Source organism: Curtobacterium sp. SORGH_AS_0776 (assembly GCF_031453355.1).
In the GTDB taxonomy this organism is placed as follows: domain Bacteria; phylum Actinomycetota; class Actinomycetes; order Actinomycetales; family Microbacteriaceae; genus Curtobacterium.
On the sequence record NZ_JAVIYU010000001.1, the window covers coordinates 869161 to 886898 of the forward strand.

Genomic DNA, 17738 nt, shown 5'->3' on the forward strand with positions numbered 1-17738 from the left:
CGGATCGTACCGAGCGGGGCGGCTCAGGGGTGCCGGGTGCCGACGCCGGCGAGCACGGCGCGGTAGCCCTCGCGGAACGTCGGGTACCGCGGTGCCCAGCCCGTCGAGCGGAGCAGGGCGTTCGACAGGCGCTTGTCACCGGCACCCTGCCGGCCGGCGGCGCCGGCGCCGGCCTCGGTCCTCGGCGGCACCGCGACCCCGAGCTCGGCGGCGAGGAACGCGTACACGTCGTCGAGCCGAGCCGGTTCGTCGTCGGTCCCGAGGTACGTCGGTGCGGGGTCGTCCAGCGTCGCGAGGTGCACCAAGGCCGCGGCCGCATCGTCCCGGTGGATCCGGTTCGTGTGCGGGGACGACCCGGCGGCCGGAGCCGACCGAGCCCCTCCGCCCCGGACCTGGTCGATGAGGCGCTCCCGCCCGGGACCGTACACACCGGACAGCCGAGCGAGCACCGCCCCCGGGGCTCGCTCGCGGAGCAGCGCCTCGGCCTCCAGCAGGACGTCCGCGGTGGGGGAACCGCCGTCCGCGGGGGTGTCCTCGGTGACCGTGCCGCCGTCGTCGACGTCGTAGACCGCGGTCGAGGACACGACGACCAGGCGCGGGCTCGCTCCGGACGCGTCGATGCCGTCCAGGACGTTCCGCAGCCCGTCGACGTACGTCGCGCGGTACTCGTCCACCTCGCGGCTCCCCGCGGCGACGGCCACGACCACCACCGCCGTGCTCGCAGGGATCTCCGGGGCCGACCGGCGCAGGTCGACGCTCCGCCCGGTGAGCGGGGCCGGGACCAGCTCGCCCCGCCGCCGGAGTCCGACCACGCGGTGCCCGGCGGGCGGCGAAGCGCAGGCCGGTCTCGATCCCGAGGTCGCCGCAGCCGGCGATGACGATGTCCACCGTCCCATCATGCCGAACGCCGGTGAACGATCCGGCACGCTGTCTCGTCGTCAGGGCATGGGACTCCGCACACGCACCAAGGTCATCATCGGCATCGCCTCCGGCGTCGTGGTCGTCGGCGCGGCCGCAGCCATCGCCGGACCGGCCATCTACGCGAACACCGTCAACGGGCAGGCCGCCGCGGCCCCTTCCGTCAGCGCCGCGCCGTCCGGCGGCTCCGGCACCCTCACCGCCGCCGAGGCCGACGGCAGCTGGACCAGCACCGGCGACTCGTTCGCGGGCTACCGCGTGCACGAGAAGCTCCAGGGGCAGGATGTGAACGTGGTCGGACGCACGAAGGACGTCGAGGGCAGCGCCGAGGTCAGCGGCGGCTCCCTCACGAAGGCGACGGTCACTGTCGAGGTCGCCAAGATCAGCACGCCCGAGTCCGCCCGTGACGCCTACTTCCGCGACACCGCGCTCCAGACGGACCAGCACCCCACGGCGACGTTCACGCTGACGAAGCCCGTCGACGTGTCCGGGGCGCTCGACGGCTCGACGCAGGACGTCACGCTCACCGGCACGATGGACCTGCACGGCGTCGAGCAGCCCGTCACCGCCGACGCCCAGGTCGCCGTCGCGAAGGACGGCACCGTGCAGGTCGCCGGCAGCATCCCGATCACCTTCGAGGACTACGGCGTCGAAGCACCGTCCCTCGGCTTCGTCACGGTGGACCCGAAGGGGTCCGTCGAGTTCTCCCTCGACCTGGCGAAGTGATGGCCACGGGCCGATCCGCCGACGAGCTGCTCGCGACGCTCTACCGGGAGCACGGCGACGCACTCACCCGGTACGTCCGGCACCTGACGCGGGACGGCCACACGGTCGAGGACGTCGTGCAGGAGACGATGGTCCGCGCGTGGCAGCGGCCGGCCGTGCTCGAACGCGCTCCGGACAGCGCTCGAGCGTGGCTCTTCACCGTCGCCCGGAACCTCGTCGTCGACGATGCCCGGTCCGCGCGGAACCGCCGTGAGCACGGCACCGAGTCCCCCGTCGACCGGGTCGAGGCGGACCGCACCGATGCCGTCCTCGACCGCATCGTCGTCGCGGACGCCCTCGCCTCCCTCAGCCCCGACCACCGTCGGGTGGTGGTGGACGCCTACTGGCTCGGGCACACGGTCCCCGAGATCGCCCGACGACACGACATCCCCGAGGGCACCGCGAAGTCGCGGCTGCACTACGGGCTGCGGGCCCTCCGGCTCGCACTGCAGGAACGAGGAGTGACGCGATGAGCGACGACCGCTACGCCGAGTGGGACGCCGCCTACGTGCTCGGTTCCCTGCCGCCGCACGAGCGGCTCGAGTACGAGCGGCACCTCGAGACGTGCGACCGCTGTGCGGCAGCCGTCGCCGAGCTGGTCGGTCTCCCGGGCCTGCTGTCCAAGCTCCCGGCCGACCAGGCGGTCGAGATCGCGGACCCGGATGGGAGGCGCGACACCGGCTCCGAGAGCACGCTCGCCTCGGTCGCGCACCGCGTTCGACACCGCCGTCGTCGCCGCCGGATCTGGGTCGCGGCCACGGCCGCCGCCGCGGTGGTCGCCGCGGTCCTCGGCGGACTCGCGGTCGGCACCGCACGGGTGGACCCGTCCGTCCAGGCCGGCCCGGCCACGGCGTCGGCCGACCGGTACGCGCTCGTGGGGGAGCGCGGCCTCGACGTCGACCTGTCCGTCAGCGGCGAACCGTGGGGCACCCGCTTCGACTGGGGCTGCTCCTACGGCGGGAAGTCCTGGGCCGCCGACGGGTCCGTGATGTACGACCTCGTGGTCGTGCGCGACGACGGGTCCGTGCAGACCGTGGCGTCGTGGTCGGCCGCGGGTGAGGACGCCCGGGGGCTGTCCGCCTCGACCGACGTGCAGCGCGACGACATCGCCAGCGTGCAGGTGCGGCTCCGCGGCGACGATCGGGGTGCTCGCGGACGTCGATCTCTGACGGATCCCGATCCGGACCAATCCGGCTGGGCGAGGGTGCCGAATCACTGACATCGACCGGGGAACACCCCGGAGGCGCTCACCAGCCGCAGATCGCTGGTTCTCCACCCTGCACCAGGGTGTGTTCGGCGCGCACACAGCAGCCCGCGCCGAGCGCGACTACAGCAAAGGAACGATCACCATGCGCAAGTCCCTGAAGACCTCCATCACGCTCGCCACGACGGGTGCGCTCGTGCTGGGTGGTGCCGCGTTCGGCATCACCTCGGCGCAGGCCTCGACCCCGTCGGTGCACACCGTGTCGTCGTCCTCGTCGAAGATCCCCGGCCCCGTCGCATCGGTGCCCGAGGTCCTCGGTGGCGACACCGCCGTGAAGCTCGACTCCGGCTTCACCGACGCCCTCACCGCGCTGAAGCTGACCCCGGGTGTCTCCGGTGACGCCAAGCTCGCCGACGGGTCCGTGTCGTTCCCGATCACGTCCGGTTCGGTCACGTACTGGTCCCCGGACGGTGACTACCGTCCGTACGTGCAGGGTCTGCTGAACCACGACGACTCGGGCCTGACCCTCACCGCCGGTTCGACGACGGTCACGCTGGAGAACTTCGTCGTGAACCCGGGCTCGTCCAAGCTCTACGGTGACGTGCTGGTCAACGGCAAGGTCGCGGTGAACAACGCGTACCTGTTCTCGCTGCACGGTGGCACGCTCAAGCCGCTGCAGCTCGAGGGTGACAACGCGATCCTGACCGGCACCACGGTGCACGTCTCGGGTGACGCCGCGAAGCTGCTCAACAGCACCTTCAAGACCGACGCCGTGAAGTCCGGCCTCCTCGTCGGCACCGCCACCATCACCGCCAAGATCAAGTAACACCCCCCGCACGTCGCACCCCCGTCCCGGCCGTCCCGGGGCGGGGGTGTCGTCGTCTCGGTGCTCGTCGTCTCAGTGCTCGTCGTCTCAGTCGGCGCTGTCCGGATCCGGTTCGTCGGGGCCGATCGCGGCCTCGACGCGAGCACTGACGGACCGCAGCGTGTCCGCGTCGGTCCCCACGGGCCTCCAGAACAGGTCCTCGAGCGCACCGGTGTGCGCACGGATGCCGGCGAGCACCGCGCGGCGACCGTCCGGGGTCATCTCCACCCAGCTGCCCCGTCCGTCGGTGGGGCAGTCCGCGCGCTCGACGAGGCCCCGCGCCACCATGCGCGTGACCTGGTGGCTGACGCGTGACTTCTCCCAGCCGATCCCGGCCGCGATGTCGCGGACCCGCAACCGGTGGTCCGGCTCGCGGTGCAGTCCGATGAGGATCTCGAACTCGGGGATCGAGATGCCTGCGCCGTGCTGCACGGCCTGGTCGAGCGCTCGGTCGAGGCGTCGCCAGACGTCGTGGTAGGCGTCCCACGTCGCCCAGTCGTGGCCCTCGGCGCCCTCGTTCGACATGGCGTCAGCGTATCGACCTCCGGACGCTTCGACGGCATGATCATCCGCTCGGATGACTCGCCGGTGGCGCACGGCTCGCTCCGAGGTGCGGTCGGTGGCGCAGCATACGATCGGTGCATGCCGAGCGCCCGACTGCAGGACTGCACCGACGACGCCGTCGCCCTCGTGCGGCGGTGGCTGGCGGCGTCCGCGGGGACGAAGCCCGACGCGGGGGCGGTCCGCCTCGCCGAGGCCCTGCGGGACGACCGGGGGCTGGACTTCACGCGCGGTCTCGTCGACAAGGTGATCCGCCCCGAGGACCCACGCGTCGTGGCCCGCAACCTCGAGCAGGTCAGCCGCGACGTCCCGGACTTCCTGTCCTGGTCCCTGCGCGGCGCGGTGACGCTCGGCGGCGGGTTCGCGACGATGGCTCCGTGGGCCGTGGTGCCCACGGCGCGGAAGATCCTGCGGCGGATGACCGGGCACCTGGTGGTCGACGCCACCGACGCGAAGCTCGGGCCCGCGCTCGCGAAGGTCGGCGGCCCGGGTGTGGTCGTCGACGTGGACCTGCTCGGCGAAGCCGTGCTCGGCAGCGCGGAGAGCGACCGACGGCTGCAGGCGACGATGGACCTGCTGGCGCGTGACGACGTCGACCACGTGTCGATCGGCGTGCGGTCGGTCGTGCCGCAGATGTCCGCGTGGGCGTTCGACCAGACCGTCGAACGGGTGGTGGACCGGCTCGTCCCCCTGTACCGGCTCGCCGCGTCGTCCCCGACCCCGAAGTCCGTCACGCTCGACGCCGGGGACCACCGCGACCTCGACGTCACGCTCGCTGCGTTCCGGACGCTCCTCGACCGCGACGAGTTCCTCGGGCTGGACGCCGGTGTGGTGCTGCAGGCGTACCTGCCCGACGCCGCCGGCGCACTCGATTCCCTGACCGCCTGGGCGCAGCAGCGGCGTGCCCGTGGCGGCGCGCCGATCACCGTCCGACTCGTCAAGGGCGCCTCGCTCGCGACGGAACGGGTCGACGCGATCCTGCACGGGTGGCCCCTCGCCACGTGGGGGTCGAAGCAGGAGACCGACACCGCCCACCTCCGGCTGCTCGACGCCGCCCTCACGCCGGAGCGCATCGACGCGGTCCGGATCGGGGTCGCGAGCCACAACCTCTTCACCCTCGCGACGGCGTGGACCCTCGCCCAGCGCCGCGGCGTCACCGACGGCGTGCACGTCGCGGTGCTGCTCGGGATGGCGTCCGCGTCCGCCGACGCCGTCCGTGCCGACGTCGGACGGGTGGTCGTCTCCACCCCGGTCGTGCACCCCGACCAGTTCGACGCCGCGATCCCGTACCTCGCCCGGCGGCTGCAGGAGAGCGCCAGTCCGGACGGCTTCGTCGCCGCGGCGGGCGACATCGGTCAGGACGAGAGCGTCTTCGAGCGTGAACGCGGCCGGTGGCTCGCGGCGGTCGCGGCCCTCGACGCTCCCGGTCGGGTGCCGGCCACGAACCGGACGCAGGACCGCCGTGCCCCGATCGGCGACCCCGTGCACCGCGACGCCTTCACGAACGCACCCGACACCGACCCGTCGACCGCCGCGAACCGCGAGTGGGCGCTCGACGTGCTCCGGCGGGTGCCGCGCTCGCAGCTCGGTGCGCAGACGATCCGCGGGTCGAAGGTCGCCGACCGGTCGAAGCTCGAGCGAATCGTCGCCCGGACGGCGCAGGCCGGGGTGAACTGGGGACGGCAGGACCCGTCCGACCGTGCCGAGCTCCTCGACCTCATCGCGCACGAGCTCGAGACGCGGCGTGCCGACCTCATCGAGGTGTCGGCGGCGGAGACGGGCACGACCTTCAGCGAGGCCGACTCCGACGTGAGCGCCGCGATCGACTCCGCCCACCACGCCGCCGACAGCGCCCGGCGGTTGGCCGTGCTCGACGGCGACGGTGCCCGGTACGTGCCGCCGCGCCTCACGATCGTGGCGCCGACGTGGACGTCGCCCGTCGCGAACCCGGCCGAGGGCGTGTTCGCCGCCCTCGCCGCGGGCAGCGGGGTAGTCCTGAAGCCCGCGCCCCAGGCGAAGCGCTCCGGGGCGGTGCTCGCCGACGTGCTCTGGGACGCCGGGGTCCCGCACTCCCTGCTCCAGCTCGTCGACCTCGACGAGGACCAGCTCGGCCGCGACCTCATCGCGCACCCCTCGGTCGACCGGATCGTCCTCACGGGCTCGGCCGACACCGCACGTTCCTTCCGCTGGTGGCGTGCAGGTCTGCCGCTCACCGGTGCGACGAGCGGCAAGAACGCGATCGTCGTCACTCCCAGCGCGGACCTCGACCTCGCCGTGCAGGACATCGTCCGGTCGGCGTTCGGTCGCGCCGGGCAGCAGTGCTCCGCGGCCTCGCTGGTGATCCTCGTGGGGGCGGTCGGCGAGAGCGAGCGCTTCCGCCGACAGCTCGTCGACGCCACCCGCACCCTGCGTGTCGCCTGGCCGGACGACCCGACGGCGCAGGTGGGGCCGCTGATCGCCGAGCCCGAGGGCACGGTGCGCGCCGGGCTCACCGAGCTCGGCCCGGGGGAGTCCTGGCTGGTGCAGCCGGTCCCGCTCGACGACTCCGGCCGGCTGTGGTCGCCGGGGATCCGCGACGGTGTCCGGCCCGGCAGCGACTTCCACCAGACCGAGTACCTCGCCCCGGTCCTCGGGATCATGCGCGCCGACACCCTCGACCAGGCGATCGCGATCCAGAACGGCACCGACCACGGTCTCGCCGCCGGCCTCCACTCTCTCGACACCGACGAGGTCGCCGACTGGATCGCCGGGGTCCGCGCGGGCAACCTGTCCGTCAACCGCGGCACCACGGGCGCGATCGTCCACCGGCAGCCGTTCGGCGGGTGGAAGCGCTCGTCGGTCGGCACCGGGACGAAGCCCGGCGGCTCGATGTCCGTCGCGACGCTCGGTCGGTGGGAGCCCACGCCCCGGACCGTGCACAAGAGCATCCAGCTGCACGGCCTGCCGCCGCGGGTCACCGCCGTGATCGAGGCGGCCCGCAGCGGCCTGTCGTTCGAGGAGTTCGACCAGGTGCGCGCCGGTGCACTGAGCGACGTCCGCGCACGCGAGTCCGAGTTCGGCGTGGCGCACGACCCGGCCGGGCTCGTCGTCGAGCGGAACGTGCTGCGCTGGCGGCCGCAGTCCGTCATCGTCCGGCAGGCCGAGGGCGCCTCGTCCGGCGACCTCGTGCGCGTGCTCGCCGCCGCGACCGCCGCCCGGGCCGACCTGCTCGTGAGCACGGCTCGGCCGCTCCCCGGACCGCTCACGCAGCTGCTCGCGTCGAGCCGATCGCCGCTGCACGTCGTCGACCACCTGGTCGAGTCGGACGACGAGTTCCTCCGCCGTGCCGCCTCCGGTGACCTGTTCCGGCCGGACTGGTCCTCCGGCGACGAGGTCGAGCAGGACGCGCTCGACGCCGTGCTCGCCCAGGGGCAGGACCGCCCGGCGCACACAGCGTTCGGCGGACCCGGCGCCCGGATCCGGCTCGTGGGCGGTGACCCCCTCGCGCTCGAGGAAGCCCTGGGCGCCAGCGTCGACGTCGCCATCCACGACGCCCCCGTGGTCGAGGCCGGGATCATCGAGATGCTCCCGTTCCTGCGCGAACAGACCGTGTCGATCACGGCGCACCGTTTCGGTGACCTCGACCCCGACCTCGCGGAGCTGCATGTCTGACGTCGACCGCACCCTGCACGCCGAGGGGCTCTTCAACGCCCGCGACCTGGGCGGGCTCCCGCTGCGGGACGGCGGGGCGACCCCGTCCGGGCAGGTCTTCCGGTCCGAGAACGTCGACCGCGTGAGCCCCGCCGGCTGGCAGGCGCTGCGCGACGCGGGGGTCCGCACGGTGGTCGACCTGCGCGCGCCGTGGGAGACCGAGAAGGACACCGGTACCCGTCCGGACTGGGTGACGACCGTCGTGATCGACCACGACGGACTCGACGCGGCTCCCGCGTTCTGGCAGGCGTACTGGGAGACCGGGCTCGTCGGTACACCCCTGTACTACGGCCCGCACCTCGCCGAGTTGCCGGAGCGCACCGGCTCCGTCCTGCGTGCGATCGCCCGAGCCGAACCGGGCGGTGTCCTCTTCCACTGCGCGGGCGGACGCGACCGCACCGGGATCATCGCGCTCGTCCTGCTGTCCCTCGCCGGCGTCGAACCCGAGGCGATCGTCGCCGACCACCTCGTCACGGTCGACAACGCCCCGGCGCTGCTCGCCTCGATCGGCGTCCCCTCGAACGAGGCGAAGATCGAGGCGCTGTGCGCCGAGCACGGCACCACGGTCGAAGGGGCGTTCCGCGCGGCCCTCGCCGCGTTCGACGTCGACCGGTTCGTCGAGCGTGCCGGTCTCGACGCGGACGACCTGGAGGCGCTGCGCACCTTCCGCGCGGACGTCGCCTGACCGACGGGGACCGTCCGCGGACGCGCGCGGTGGCGTCCGGCGGGGCTCAGTCCTCGGTGTCTCCGGCTTCCTCGTCCGCGACGCCGGTCTCGTCCATCCGGTCACGGAGGTGGTCGGCCATCGCTCCGGCGCCCTCGCCGGCGTGGTCGTGGTCGACCTGCTCGATGAGGCCGTGCAGCTTCTCGTGGTTCGTCGCCTCGGTGGCGCCGTCCATGACGGGCTCGGTCTGTTCGTTGTCGCTCATGGCACGGACGCTACGCCGCGGCTGGTGGGCGTCAGGCGTCGGTGCGCGCATCCTGGCCGACGGAGTGCGGGTCCGTGTCACCGGCCGCCGGTGTCGACCGGTAGTGCAGTTCGACCGCGCCGCCCACGAACGGCGTCGTGCCGACCAGTTCGTACACCGGCGTGGGCGCGGCCACCGGCAGCAGGGGCGCACCGGCGCCGAGCGCGATCGGCATCACCGTGACCCGGAGCTCGTCGAGCAGCCCGGCCTGCTGGTACTGCGCCGCGAGGAGGCCGCCGCCGACGACCCACACGTCGCGTTCGCCCGCCGCCCGCTCGAGGACCGACTGGTGGTCCGCGACCGATCCCGAGACGAAGTGCACCTCGGCGCCGTCCGGCACGGGCAGCTCGCGCGTGGTGAACACCCAGGTCGGCAGGTCCGGGTACGCCCAGGTGTCGTCGTGGGCGAGCAGCCACTCGTACGTGGTCGAACCCATCACGAGGGCACCGACGCCCGCGAAGAAGCGGTCGTGGTGTTCCTGGAACGGCTCGAAGCCGAACTGCAGCAGCCAGTCGAGGTCGTCGCCGGGCGCGGCGACGAACCCGTCCAGCGAGGACGCGACGGAGTAGGTCGTGCTCATGCCCGGGACGCTACCGAGCACCTCCGACAGCACGTCGTCTGCTGCCGACGGCCGCACACTCGGCGATCACCAACACCAGGGAGATCCCGAGCTGGCCGAGGGCGAACCGGCGCCGCCGCCGGTCCGCGACGGCCAGCGGCACCATCGTCAGGCCGTGGAGGGTGTCCACGACCGCGCTGAGCGTGTGTGCGTCGGGAGTCCGGGCGCGACCGACCAGCCCCGCCTGGGCGAGCTGCCGCGCCGCGAGCACGACGTCCAGCACCGGCTGCCCACCGCCCCGTGCGGCCCGGACCGCGTGCCCGATCCCCACGGCGGCCCGGACGGCCTCGACACCGGAGCCCGACGTCATCGTCGTCGTCCCGCCGCCAGCGCCACGGCTCCCGCCGCACCGGCCAGCACCGCGCCGACGAGCCCGTTCCCGAGCCGGCGGTGTTCCACCCACCAGGTCTGCGGCGACCAGGCGTGCGCGGTGTCGTCGAACACCCCGTGCGCCCCGTGGTCCCCTGGAACCGGTTCGTAGAGGTTCACGCCGATCGCCGACCCGTCCTTCTCGGGGTCCTGCTGCCCGGACACCAGCGTCTTCGCGGCGTACCAGTCGGCGAACCGCCCGCTGATCCGGTTGCCGAGGATCGTGTAGACCGTCGACTCCCCGACCCAGGTGCGGCGACGGGGCCGCTCGGCCACGGCGGCGATCGCCCGTGCGCCGACCTCCGGCTGGTAGATCGGTGCGACCGGCTGGGGCTGGTGCGGCAGCTTCGACTTCACCCACTGGAACTGGATGGTGTTGAGCGCGGGCATGTCGACGCGGGAGACCTGCACCTTGCTGCCCTGCTCGAGGAGCTCGGAGACGACCGACTCGGTGAACCCGACGATCGCGTGCTTCGCCCCGCAGTACGCGGCCTGCAGCGGGATGCCCCGGAAGCCGAGGGCCGAACCGACCTGGACGACCTGCCCGCGGTCGCGCGGGACCATCCGGGACAGCGCTGCCCGGGTGCCGTTCACGAAGCCGAGGTAGGTCACGTGCAGTGCGCGCTCGAAGTCCTCGGGTGCGGTGTCCATGAACCGTCCGAACACGCCGACCATCACGCCGTTGACCCAGAGGTCGATCGGCCCGAGCTCCTGTTCGACACGGTCGGCGGCTGCCTCGACGGCCTCCCGGTCGGACACGTCCGCGACCAGCGCCAGCCCTCGTCGTCCGGCCGCCTCGACCTCGGCGACCGCGGCCTCGACCCCGTCCCGCCCCCGCGCGAGCACGGCGACGTCCCACCCCCGTGCGGCGAGCTCCCGCACCGTCGCCCGTCCCAGTCCTGCGGAACCACCGGTCACCACTGCCACTCGAGTCATGCGCCCAGTTGTACGCAGGCGCTCGAGCCGCTCACCCAGCAGTTGTCCCCCGACGGGCCGTCGCGAGGTGCGAGCCGACCCGCAGCACCGAGGGGCGTTCGTCCGGGGCCTGGGGGATCGCTCCGAGTGCGAACGCCTCGACGACGTCCGGGCCGAACAACACGCACACCGAGGACCCGCCGAACTGGAAGTACCCGAGTTCGTCGCCCTTGCCCACGTGCGTGCCGGTGGTGATGCCGTCCCCGATGACGCACGAGGACACGTCGGACATGCCCACGAAGACGACGGCCACCTGGCCGATCGCCGGATCGTCGGCGTCGATGACGACCACGGCACGCGTGGCGACGTGCGCCAGGTACCCCTGCGAGACCGTCGGCTCCCAGGCCTCGGTCCCCTGCGAGTCGGCCTCCGAGTAGTAGGTCCCGGGCTGCACCCAGGCGCGAGCGATCGTCCCGGCCACCGGGCTGTGCCAGCGGTGGTACTCCAGGGCGCTCAGGAAGGCCTGGAACACGGTGCCGTCCACGAATCCGTCGACCGACTCGTCCCCGGCGAGGAGCTCGTCGAGCGAGTACGGCTCGGCCTTCACCCAGAAGTCGTCGCGGCGTCGGACGCCCCGGGCGATCCGGTACGGCGTGGCCTCGCACGGGCTGACCACCACCGCGTCGTCGTCCGGCGACGCGACCGGCCGCTCGCCCTCCCGGAACCGTCTCGTGAAGAAGTCGTTCCACGAGGTGAAGCCCCAGTGCTCGTCGTCCGGGTCGTGCTCGAACTGGTCCATGCCCACCGCACGTCGAGCTGCATCGCTCCGCCAGCCGCCCGGCTCGTCGACGATCACCTCGAGGGACTGCTCGGCCGACAGGAACGTGCACCAGGCGTCGAGGACGTCGCGCAGTGCGGCGTTGACCCGCGGGTCCCGGTAGAACGAGAACCCCGCCGGGGTTGCCTTGGTCCAGTCGAGGATCCCGTCGAGCGGGGTCATCACCATCTGCTCGCCGTACTCGGGCGCACTGCGGACGACCTCGTCCATGAGCAGGAGCAGCTCGTCGAAGCTCTCGAGGTGGCGTTCGGCGTAGTCCCGCGACGACGGGACTTGCGCGATCATCTCGTGCGCCTCGAGCCGGAGCACGGGGTCGCCCTCGACGACGTCCCGGAACGCGGCGACCGACGGGTGCAGCACCTGGTCGGGATCGCGCTGGTCGAGGCGCTCGCGGCGGCCCCGCAACCAGGACTCGAGGTGGGCCTGGTCGGCGGGGAGCCAGCCGGCACGGCGGCGGACGTCACGAGGTGCAGCAGTCACGAAGCGCACCGTACCGACCCGGTCACCCGGTCCTCCCAGCCAGCACTGTCGCCGAGGACCGAGCATGATGGGCGGGTGGACATCCGAGTCGACCCCGCGGAGCCCGGGCCGGACGCGGAGCAGGAGCCGGAGCCGCGCTGGGTCCGACGGACGCCGATCCTCCCTGAACAGTGGTGGGGTCCTCCGGCGGCACAGGTGGCCGGTGTGCTGGTCGTCCTGGCCATCGGCATCTGGCTGCAGCGCGCGGCGCTGCCCGTGGCGATCCTCGTCAGCGTGGTCGTGCTGGCCGGCGCGGTGGTGCTCGCAGCCGTCGGACGGCGGGCGTACTGGTACCCGAGTCGTGCAGCCGCGTGGCGCCTGCACCGCACGCGCGTCACCGTGTGGGGCGCCGCCGGGGTCTGCCTGGCGGCGTTCGCGCTCGCGGTGGGGGCGCAGGCCCTCCTGTTCGCGCTGGGGGCCGTCGAGATCGGCCTCCGGTCCGCACGACAGTCCGAGCCGACGCGGTTCGAGCTGCGGGGCCGTTCCGTGGCGATCGCCGGTGTCGCGGTGGCCTCGACCGTGTTCGCGGTCGTGGCGTTGACGGTCCCGGCCGTCGACGAGACGTACTCGTCGCGGTGGGTCGGGTGGAGCGTCGTGATCGTCCCGCTCACCGTCATCCTCGCGGTGCTGCACTGGCGCGCTGCATCGAAGGCCACCGACGCCGACCTCGACGGCACGGAGCCGGGCGTCCGCGGTCAGGAACCGCCGAGCGACGACCCGCTCAGCGCCCGAGACCGAACCGCGTCGTGACGCCGGGCGAGTAGAGCACCGAGTCCGGTTCGAGCTCGGCCAGTGCGAACGGCAGCCCCGCGGCACCGATCAGGTCGTCCCGGAGCGACACGACCGAGGCCCGGTGGAGCGGCCACGGCTCGTGCTCGTTCGGCCAGAACCGGGTCCGGCCGGCTCGGTGCACGTGCATGCCCCACCGCGCGGTCAGGAAGGTCTCGAGGGCCGTCGGCTCGGTCACCTCCGCACCGACCCGCACTTCGACGAGGGACCGCAGGTGCGTCCCGTGTCGTCGCATGGCGTAGCCGACGCGGCCGTCGCCGTTCCGCGTCTCGGCATCGGCCCACCAGTACGGCAGACCGGTCGCGACGCGCGCGCCGATCGTCGGCAGGAGCTTGCCGGCGTCGAGCGACAGGAACACCACACCGTGCCGCCCTTCGTCGTCGATCGTGTAGACGCGGACGTTCACCTCGACGAAGTCCCCGATCCTCCCCGTCGAGATCGGCGGGAACCGGGTGTCCTCGAACCGGAACGCGATGAGGCCGACCCACGTGGTCGCCCCGTCGTCGGTGCCGTCCGCATCGAGGGTGTCCGGCCGGGTGCCTGCGGGGAGCAGCGGCGCAACCGCCGAGACGTCGACGCGCCAGTGTACGAAGACGACATCGAGCCAGTCCTGCGAGATCCAGGGGCGTCCGGTCAGTCCGGGAGCGACGGCCTGGAGGCGCGGTTCGCCCCCGGCGGGCACGGCCGCGGTCACGAGGTGGTCGCCTCCGGGGCGATGTGCCCCGCCACGGGCGCGTCGTCCCACCCCTGCTGCGGGGTGTCGCAGGTCCCGCGGAACACGTACTGCGACGGCCGCTTCCGCTCGCTCGACGTCCAGTCGATCGCGGGACGCCGGCGCTCGGGCGGCAGGTAGCCGATCCGGTAGACGGCCATCAGCTCGAGCGACTCGGGGACGTGGAGCAGTCCCTCGATCTGCTCCCACGCGCCGGGGGTCTCCATCGGGAAGGACACGAACTGGATGCCGAGGCCGAGCTCGGTGGTGGCGAGCCAGATGTTCTCCATCGCCGCACCCATGCTGAACACCGAGTAGAAGCCGGAGAGCTCCTCCTTCCGGTACTCGTGCCGGTCGAGCAGCACGCCGAGCAGCAGCGGCGACCCGGCGACGAGCTTCCGGTTCTCCTCACCGAGGGTGTGCGGCACCCGCAGTGTGTTCATGAGCAGCTGACCGCGCTTCGTGAACACCTGCTTCGTGAAGGGCTTGAGCGGGCCGGGGAGCTTGTCGAACAGCATGCCGTCGCGCCGCTCGTTCATCTCGGCCTGGGAGAACCGGAAGTACGGCTTGTACCGCTCGAAGAACGTCCCCTCGGCCATGGTCCGGGTCATCGACGAGCCGCTGATCTCGGCGACGCGGTCGATCGTGTCGCGCTCCTCGACGAGGACGAACCGCCACGGCTGGCTGTTGAGCTGCGACGGTGCCCGGCCGGCCAGCTCCATGAGCAGCCGCTGGTGCTCGGGCGACACGGGGTCGGGGAGGAACGGTCCGTTGGTGGTCCGCCGGTGTCTGATCGCCTCGAAGAGCTCCACTGCTCACCTCTCTGCTCGGCGGCCCGCGAGCAACGCCCCCAGGTAGGACGGCGCCGCGGCGACCGCGACTTGCCAGTGTGCTCCGGAGCGCGGGTTCGTGCGTGGTGCGACCGCGAGCGGCACGAGCGCCGGGAGCAGGAAGAGCGCCGATCGGCTTCGCGTCCAGACCGGGGTGGTCGCCGCGACACCGGTCAGCGTGGCGGTCACGACGAACAGGCCGTGGTGGACGACGCGCAGCTTCCTCGTCCGGATGAGCCGCACGGCGACCGCGGTGCCCCAGGCGCAGTTCGCGACGTAGGCGACGCTCGCAGCGGTGACCAGCCGGCGGGCGGTGCGCGAACCCGTGGGAGGCGATCCGCGCCTCCTGGCCGCCATCAATCCCATGTGCGGGACGTTACGCGGTCTCGCGACTGACCAGCTTGGAGAGCACGATCGCGGACCGCGTGTGGTCCACCTGGGGTGCGAGGCGGACCTTGTCGAGGGCTTCCTCGAGCGCGGAGAGGTCCTTCGAGCGCATGTGCACGACGGCGTCGGCGCTGCCCGTGACGGTGCCGGCGTCGATGACCTCCGGCACGCTGTCGAGCAGGGTGCGGAGCTCGTCGGGGGAGACCGTGCCGCGGCAGTAGAGCTCCACCCAGGCCTCGGTGCCGCGGTCCTCGACGGCGGGGTCGACCTTGATCGTGAAGCCCTGGATCACGCCGTCGCCCACCAGCCGGTCGACGCGACGCTTCACGGCGGAGGCCGAGAGTCCGACCACCGACCCGATGTCGCCGTAGCCGGCGCGGGCGTTCTCCCGGAGTTGATCCAGGATGCGGTGGTCGAGCGAATCCATTGCACCCATGGTACGCGGACTTCTTGCACGTCCGGTGGGTTCGGCGCACGAAACGTGCGTCACCCGAACGGGTGTCACTGACCCGCAGTGTGGGGGACTGCACGTGCTGGACGGTGTGTGCGAGGATCGACGCGGCGTCGACCTGGTCCGCTGCGGTGAGTGAGCCTGCATCTCACCGGAGCTCTTCTTCAGTGGTGGTTCCTGGCAGGCTCGGGCCCCGGTCCCTCCAGGAGGACTGATGTCGAACACCGCACCCTCGACCACCGATGCACCGGCCCGTACCGCCACAAAGCGGACGATCCTGATGTGCAAGCCGACGCACTACACGGTCAGCTACCGGATCAACCCGTGGATGCACCCCGAGGACCCGACCGACACGTCGAAGGCCGTCGAGCAGTGGCAGTCCCTCGTGGACGTCTACGAGCAGCTCGGCTTCGACATCTCGTACATCGAGCCGATCGAGGGCCTGCCGGACATGGTTTACGCGGCCAACGGCGGGTTCGTGCTCGACGGCGTCGCGTACGGCGCGAAGTTCCAGTACCCCGAGCGTCAGCCCGAGGGTCCGGCGTACATGGACTGGTTCCGCAGCGCGGGCCTGACCGTCGCCGAGCCCGAGGAGACGAACGAGGGCGAGGGCGACTTCCTGCTCATCGGGAACACCATCTTCGCCGGCACCGGCTTCCGCTCGGACAGCACCTCGCACGAGGAGCTCGCGAAGATCTACGGCCGCGAGGTCGTCACCCTGAAGCTCATCAACCCGAACTTCTACCACCTCGACACGGCGATCGCGGTCCTCGACCCGGAGCCCGCCGCGGACGGCACCTCGAACATCGCGTACCTCGAGAGCGCCTTCGACGAGCCGTCGCTGGCGATCCTGCGCGAGCGCTTCCCGGACGCGATCATCGCCACCGAGGAGGACGCCGCGATCCTCGGCCTGAACTCCTACTCCGACGGGTACAACGTCGTGATCGCCTCGCGCGCCACCACGTTCGCGTCGCAGCTCCGCGAGAAGGGCTACAACCCGATCGGCGTCGACCTGTCCGAGCTCCTGCTCGGCGGCGGCGGCGTGAAGTGCTGCACGCTCGACCTGCACCCCGTCGGCACCGGCACCTCGGTCGCGCGATGACGGCCTCGTCGCTCGGTTCGCGGACCGCTGCGGCGCTCGCCGTCGAGGAACGCTCCCTCGCCCACAACTACAGCCCGCTGCCCGTCGTCATCGCATCGGGCGACGGCGCGTGGGTCACGGACGTCGACGGCAAGCGCTACCTGGACGGCCTCGCCGCCTACTCCGCTGTGAACTTCGGTCACGGCAACCCCCGGCTGCTCGACGCCGCGCGGGCGCAGCTCGACCGGGTCACGCTGACCTCGCGCGCGTTCGTGAACGACCAGCTCGGACCGTTCGCCTCGGCGCTCGCCGCGTTGACCGAGACCGACATGGTCCTGCCGATGAACACCGGTGCCGAGGCGGTGGAGTCCGCGATCAAGGTCTCCCGTGCCTGGGGCTACCGCGTCAAGGGCGTCCCCGCTGAGCGCGCCACGATCATCGTCGCCTCGGGGAACTTCCACGGCCGCACCACGACGATCATCTCGTTCTCGGACGACCCGTCGGCGCACGACGACTTCGGGCCGTTCACGCCCGGTTTCCGCACCGTGCCGTACGGCGATGCCGATGCCCTGCGCGAGGCGATGGACGACACTGTCGTCGCGGTGCTGCTCGAGCCGATCCAGGGCGAGGGCGGGGTCGTCATCCCGCCTCCGTCCTACCTGCCGGACGTCCGGGCGATCTGCGACGAGTTCGGCGCGCTGTTCGTCGCCGACGAGATCCAGTCCGGGCTCGGTCGCACCGGCCACACCCTCGCCGTGCAGCGCGTCGGGGTCCGCCCGGACCTCATCACGCTCGGCAAGGCGCTCGGCGGCGGGATCGTCCCCGTGTCCGCCGTGGTCGGTCGGCGTGACGTGCTGGGCGTCCTGCGTCCGGGCGAGCACGGGTCGACCTTCGGCGGGAACCCGCTCGCGGCGGCCGTCGGCTCCGAGGTCGTGGCGATGCTCGACGAGGGCACGTTCCAGCAGCGGGCGCTCGAGGGCGAACCGCTGCTGCGCGGGCTGCTCGACGACCTGGTCGGCTCCGGGGTCGTCTCGCACCGGGTCGCCGGACTCTGGGCGGGCATCGACATCGACCCCGCGCTCGGCACGGGCAAGCAGATCGCGCAGGACCTCGCCGACCGCGGGGTGCTCGTGAAGGACACGCACGGGTCGACGATCCGCTTCGCGCCGCCGCTCGTCGTGACCGACGACGAGGTGCGCCTGGCGATCGGCGCCCTCGCCGAGGTGTTGCGCGCGCGGTCCTGAGCCCCGCGCTCGC

At 72.5% G+C, this 17738-nt stretch carries 20 protein-coding genes; 9 read left to right on the top strand and 11 right to left on the bottom strand.

All coding sequences use genetic code 11. The annotated features are described in order from the left end of the window. Window positions 1–23 precede the first annotated feature (23 nt). Entirely contained in the window at window positions 24–812 is a 789-nt protein-coding gene (locus QE359_RS04380) for an SDR family NAD(P)-dependent oxidoreductase (protein ID WP_309777822.1), read from the bottom strand. A gap of 85 nt (window positions 813–897) precedes the next feature. Between QE359_RS04380 and QE359_RS04385 the strand changes: the two genes are divergently transcribed. The 4 genes from QE359_RS04385 to QE359_RS04400 all read left to right on the top strand — a co-directional run bounded on the left by QE359_RS04385 (window position 898) and on the right by QE359_RS04400 (window position 3713). Beyond that, a complete protein-coding gene (locus QE359_RS04385) occupies window positions 898–1644 on the top strand; it encodes a YceI family protein (protein ID WP_309777825.1) in 747 nt (248 codons plus the stop codon). Beyond that, window positions 1644–2156 carry a sigma-70 family RNA polymerase sigma factor gene (locus QE359_RS04390; RefSeq protein ID WP_071294337.1) on the top strand — a complete coding sequence of 171 codons (513 nt, stop codon included), beginning with the start codon at window positions 1644–1646 and terminating at the stop codon, window positions 2154–2156. Before QE359_RS04385 ends, QE359_RS04390 begins: the two co-directional genes overlap by 1 nt. Continuing rightward, complete coding sequence (locus QE359_RS04395; RefSeq protein ID WP_309777828.1) at window positions 2153–2902, top strand: zf-HC2 domain-containing protein; 750 nt, start codon at window positions 2153–2155, stop codon at window positions 2900–2902. Before QE359_RS04390 ends, QE359_RS04395 begins: the two co-directional genes overlap by 4 nt. A gap of 130 nt (window positions 2903–3032) precedes the next feature. After that, window positions 3033–3713, top strand: a complete 681-nt coding sequence (locus QE359_RS04400) for a hypothetical protein (protein ID WP_309777829.1) — start codon at window positions 3033–3035, stop codon at window positions 3711–3713. An 87-nt stretch (window positions 3714–3800) separates the two neighbouring features. Here QE359_RS04400 and QE359_RS04405 read toward each other — a convergent pair whose 3' ends face one another. After that, window positions 3801–4277: a MarR family winged helix-turn-helix transcriptional regulator gene (locus QE359_RS04405; RefSeq protein ID WP_309777831.1), complete on the bottom strand. Its 477-nt coding sequence runs from the start codon at window positions 4275–4277 to the stop codon at window positions 3801–3803. A gap of 117 nt (window positions 4278–4394) precedes the next feature. On the opposite strand from QE359_RS04405, the gene QE359_RS04410 reads away from it, so the two are divergent. Beyond that, window positions 4395–7964: a bifunctional proline dehydrogenase/L-glutamate gamma-semialdehyde dehydrogenase gene (locus QE359_RS04410; protein WP_309777832.1), complete on the top strand. Its 3570-nt coding sequence runs from the start codon at window positions 4395–4397 to the stop codon at window positions 7962–7964. Next, on the top strand, window positions 7957–8688 hold the full coding sequence (locus QE359_RS04415) for a tyrosine-protein phosphatase (RefSeq protein WP_309777834.1): 732 nt from the start codon (window positions 7957–7959) through the stop codon (window positions 8686–8688). The genes QE359_RS04410 and QE359_RS04415 overlap by 8 nt, the downstream gene beginning before the upstream one ends. A gap of 46 nt (window positions 8689–8734) precedes the next feature. On the opposite strand, the gene QE359_RS04420 is transcribed toward QE359_RS04415, so the two are convergent. The 5 genes from QE359_RS04420 to QE359_RS04440 are packed head-to-tail and all read right to left on the bottom strand — an operon-like array spanning window position 8735 to window position 12192. Further along, window positions 8735–8932, bottom strand: a complete 198-nt coding sequence (locus tag QE359_RS04420) for a hypothetical protein (RefSeq protein WP_309777835.1) — start codon at window positions 8930–8932, stop codon at window positions 8735–8737. A gap of 31 nt (window positions 8933–8963) precedes the next feature. Further along, complete coding sequence (locus QE359_RS04425) at window positions 8964–9551, bottom strand: dihydrofolate reductase family protein (protein ID WP_309777836.1); 588 nt, start codon at window positions 9549–9551, stop codon at window positions 8964–8966. A gap of 10 nt (window positions 9552–9561) precedes the next feature. Next, window positions 9562–9900 carry a hypothetical protein gene (locus QE359_RS04430; RefSeq protein ID WP_309777837.1) on the bottom strand — a complete coding sequence of 113 codons (339 nt, stop codon included), beginning with the start codon at window positions 9898–9900 and terminating at the stop codon, window positions 9562–9564. Next, window positions 9897–10895 carry an SDR family oxidoreductase gene (locus QE359_RS04435; protein ID WP_309777838.1) on the bottom strand — a complete coding sequence of 333 codons (999 nt, stop codon included), beginning with the start codon at window positions 10893–10895 and terminating at the stop codon, window positions 9897–9899. Before QE359_RS04435 ends, QE359_RS04430 begins: the two co-directional genes overlap by 4 nt. A 31-nt stretch (window positions 10896–10926) precedes the next feature. Next, a complete protein-coding gene (locus QE359_RS04440; protein WP_309777840.1) occupies window positions 10927–12192 on the bottom strand; it encodes a phosphatidylserine decarboxylase family protein in 1266 nt (421 codons plus the stop codon). A gap of 75 nt (window positions 12193–12267) precedes the next feature. On the opposite strand from QE359_RS04440, the gene QE359_RS04445 reads away from it, so the two are divergent. Continuing rightward, a complete protein-coding gene (locus QE359_RS04445; protein WP_309777842.1) occupies window positions 12268–12981 on the top strand; it encodes a hypothetical protein in 714 nt (237 codons plus the stop codon). On the opposite strand, the gene QE359_RS04450 is transcribed toward QE359_RS04445, so the two are convergent. Genes QE359_RS04450 through QE359_RS04465 form a run of 4 tightly spaced genes read right to left on the bottom strand, consistent with a single transcriptional unit; the run spans window position 12953 to window position 15376 of the window. After that, entirely contained in the window at window positions 12953–13714 is a 762-nt protein-coding gene (locus QE359_RS04450) for a DUF2071 domain-containing protein (RefSeq protein ID WP_309777843.1), read from the bottom strand. The two genes, QE359_RS04445 and QE359_RS04450, sit on opposite strands and share 29 nt — an antisense overlap. Further along, a complete protein-coding gene (locus QE359_RS04455) occupies window positions 13711–14544 on the bottom strand; it encodes a nitroreductase family protein (RefSeq protein WP_309777845.1) in 834 nt (277 codons plus the stop codon). The genes QE359_RS04450 and QE359_RS04455 overlap by 4 nt, the downstream gene beginning before the upstream one ends. Window positions 14545–14547: 3 nt before the next feature. Beyond that, window positions 14548–14928 carry a hypothetical protein gene (locus tag QE359_RS04460; RefSeq protein ID WP_309777847.1) on the bottom strand — a complete coding sequence of 127 codons (381 nt, stop codon included), beginning with the start codon at window positions 14926–14928 and terminating at the stop codon, window positions 14548–14550. Window positions 14929–14938: 10 nt separating this feature from the next. Further along, entirely contained in the window at window positions 14939–15376 is a 438-nt protein-coding gene (locus QE359_RS04465) for an Lrp/AsnC family transcriptional regulator (RefSeq protein WP_070417337.1), read from the bottom strand. Window positions 15377–15614: 238 nt separating this feature from the next. Between QE359_RS04465 and ddaH the strand changes: the two genes are divergently transcribed. Further along, window positions 15615–16502, top strand: coding sequence for a dimethylargininase (gene ddaH / locus QE359_RS04470; protein ID WP_309777849.1), 888 nt, complete (start codon window positions 15615–15617; stop codon window positions 16500–16502). Further along, window positions 16499–17725 (top strand): ornithine--oxo-acid transaminase, encoded by a 1227-nt coding sequence (gene rocD / locus QE359_RS04475; protein ID WP_309777850.1) that lies wholly within the window; start codon window positions 16499–16501, stop codon window positions 17723–17725. Before ddaH ends, rocD begins: the two co-directional genes overlap by 4 nt. Window positions 17726–17738 lie beyond the last annotated feature (13 nt).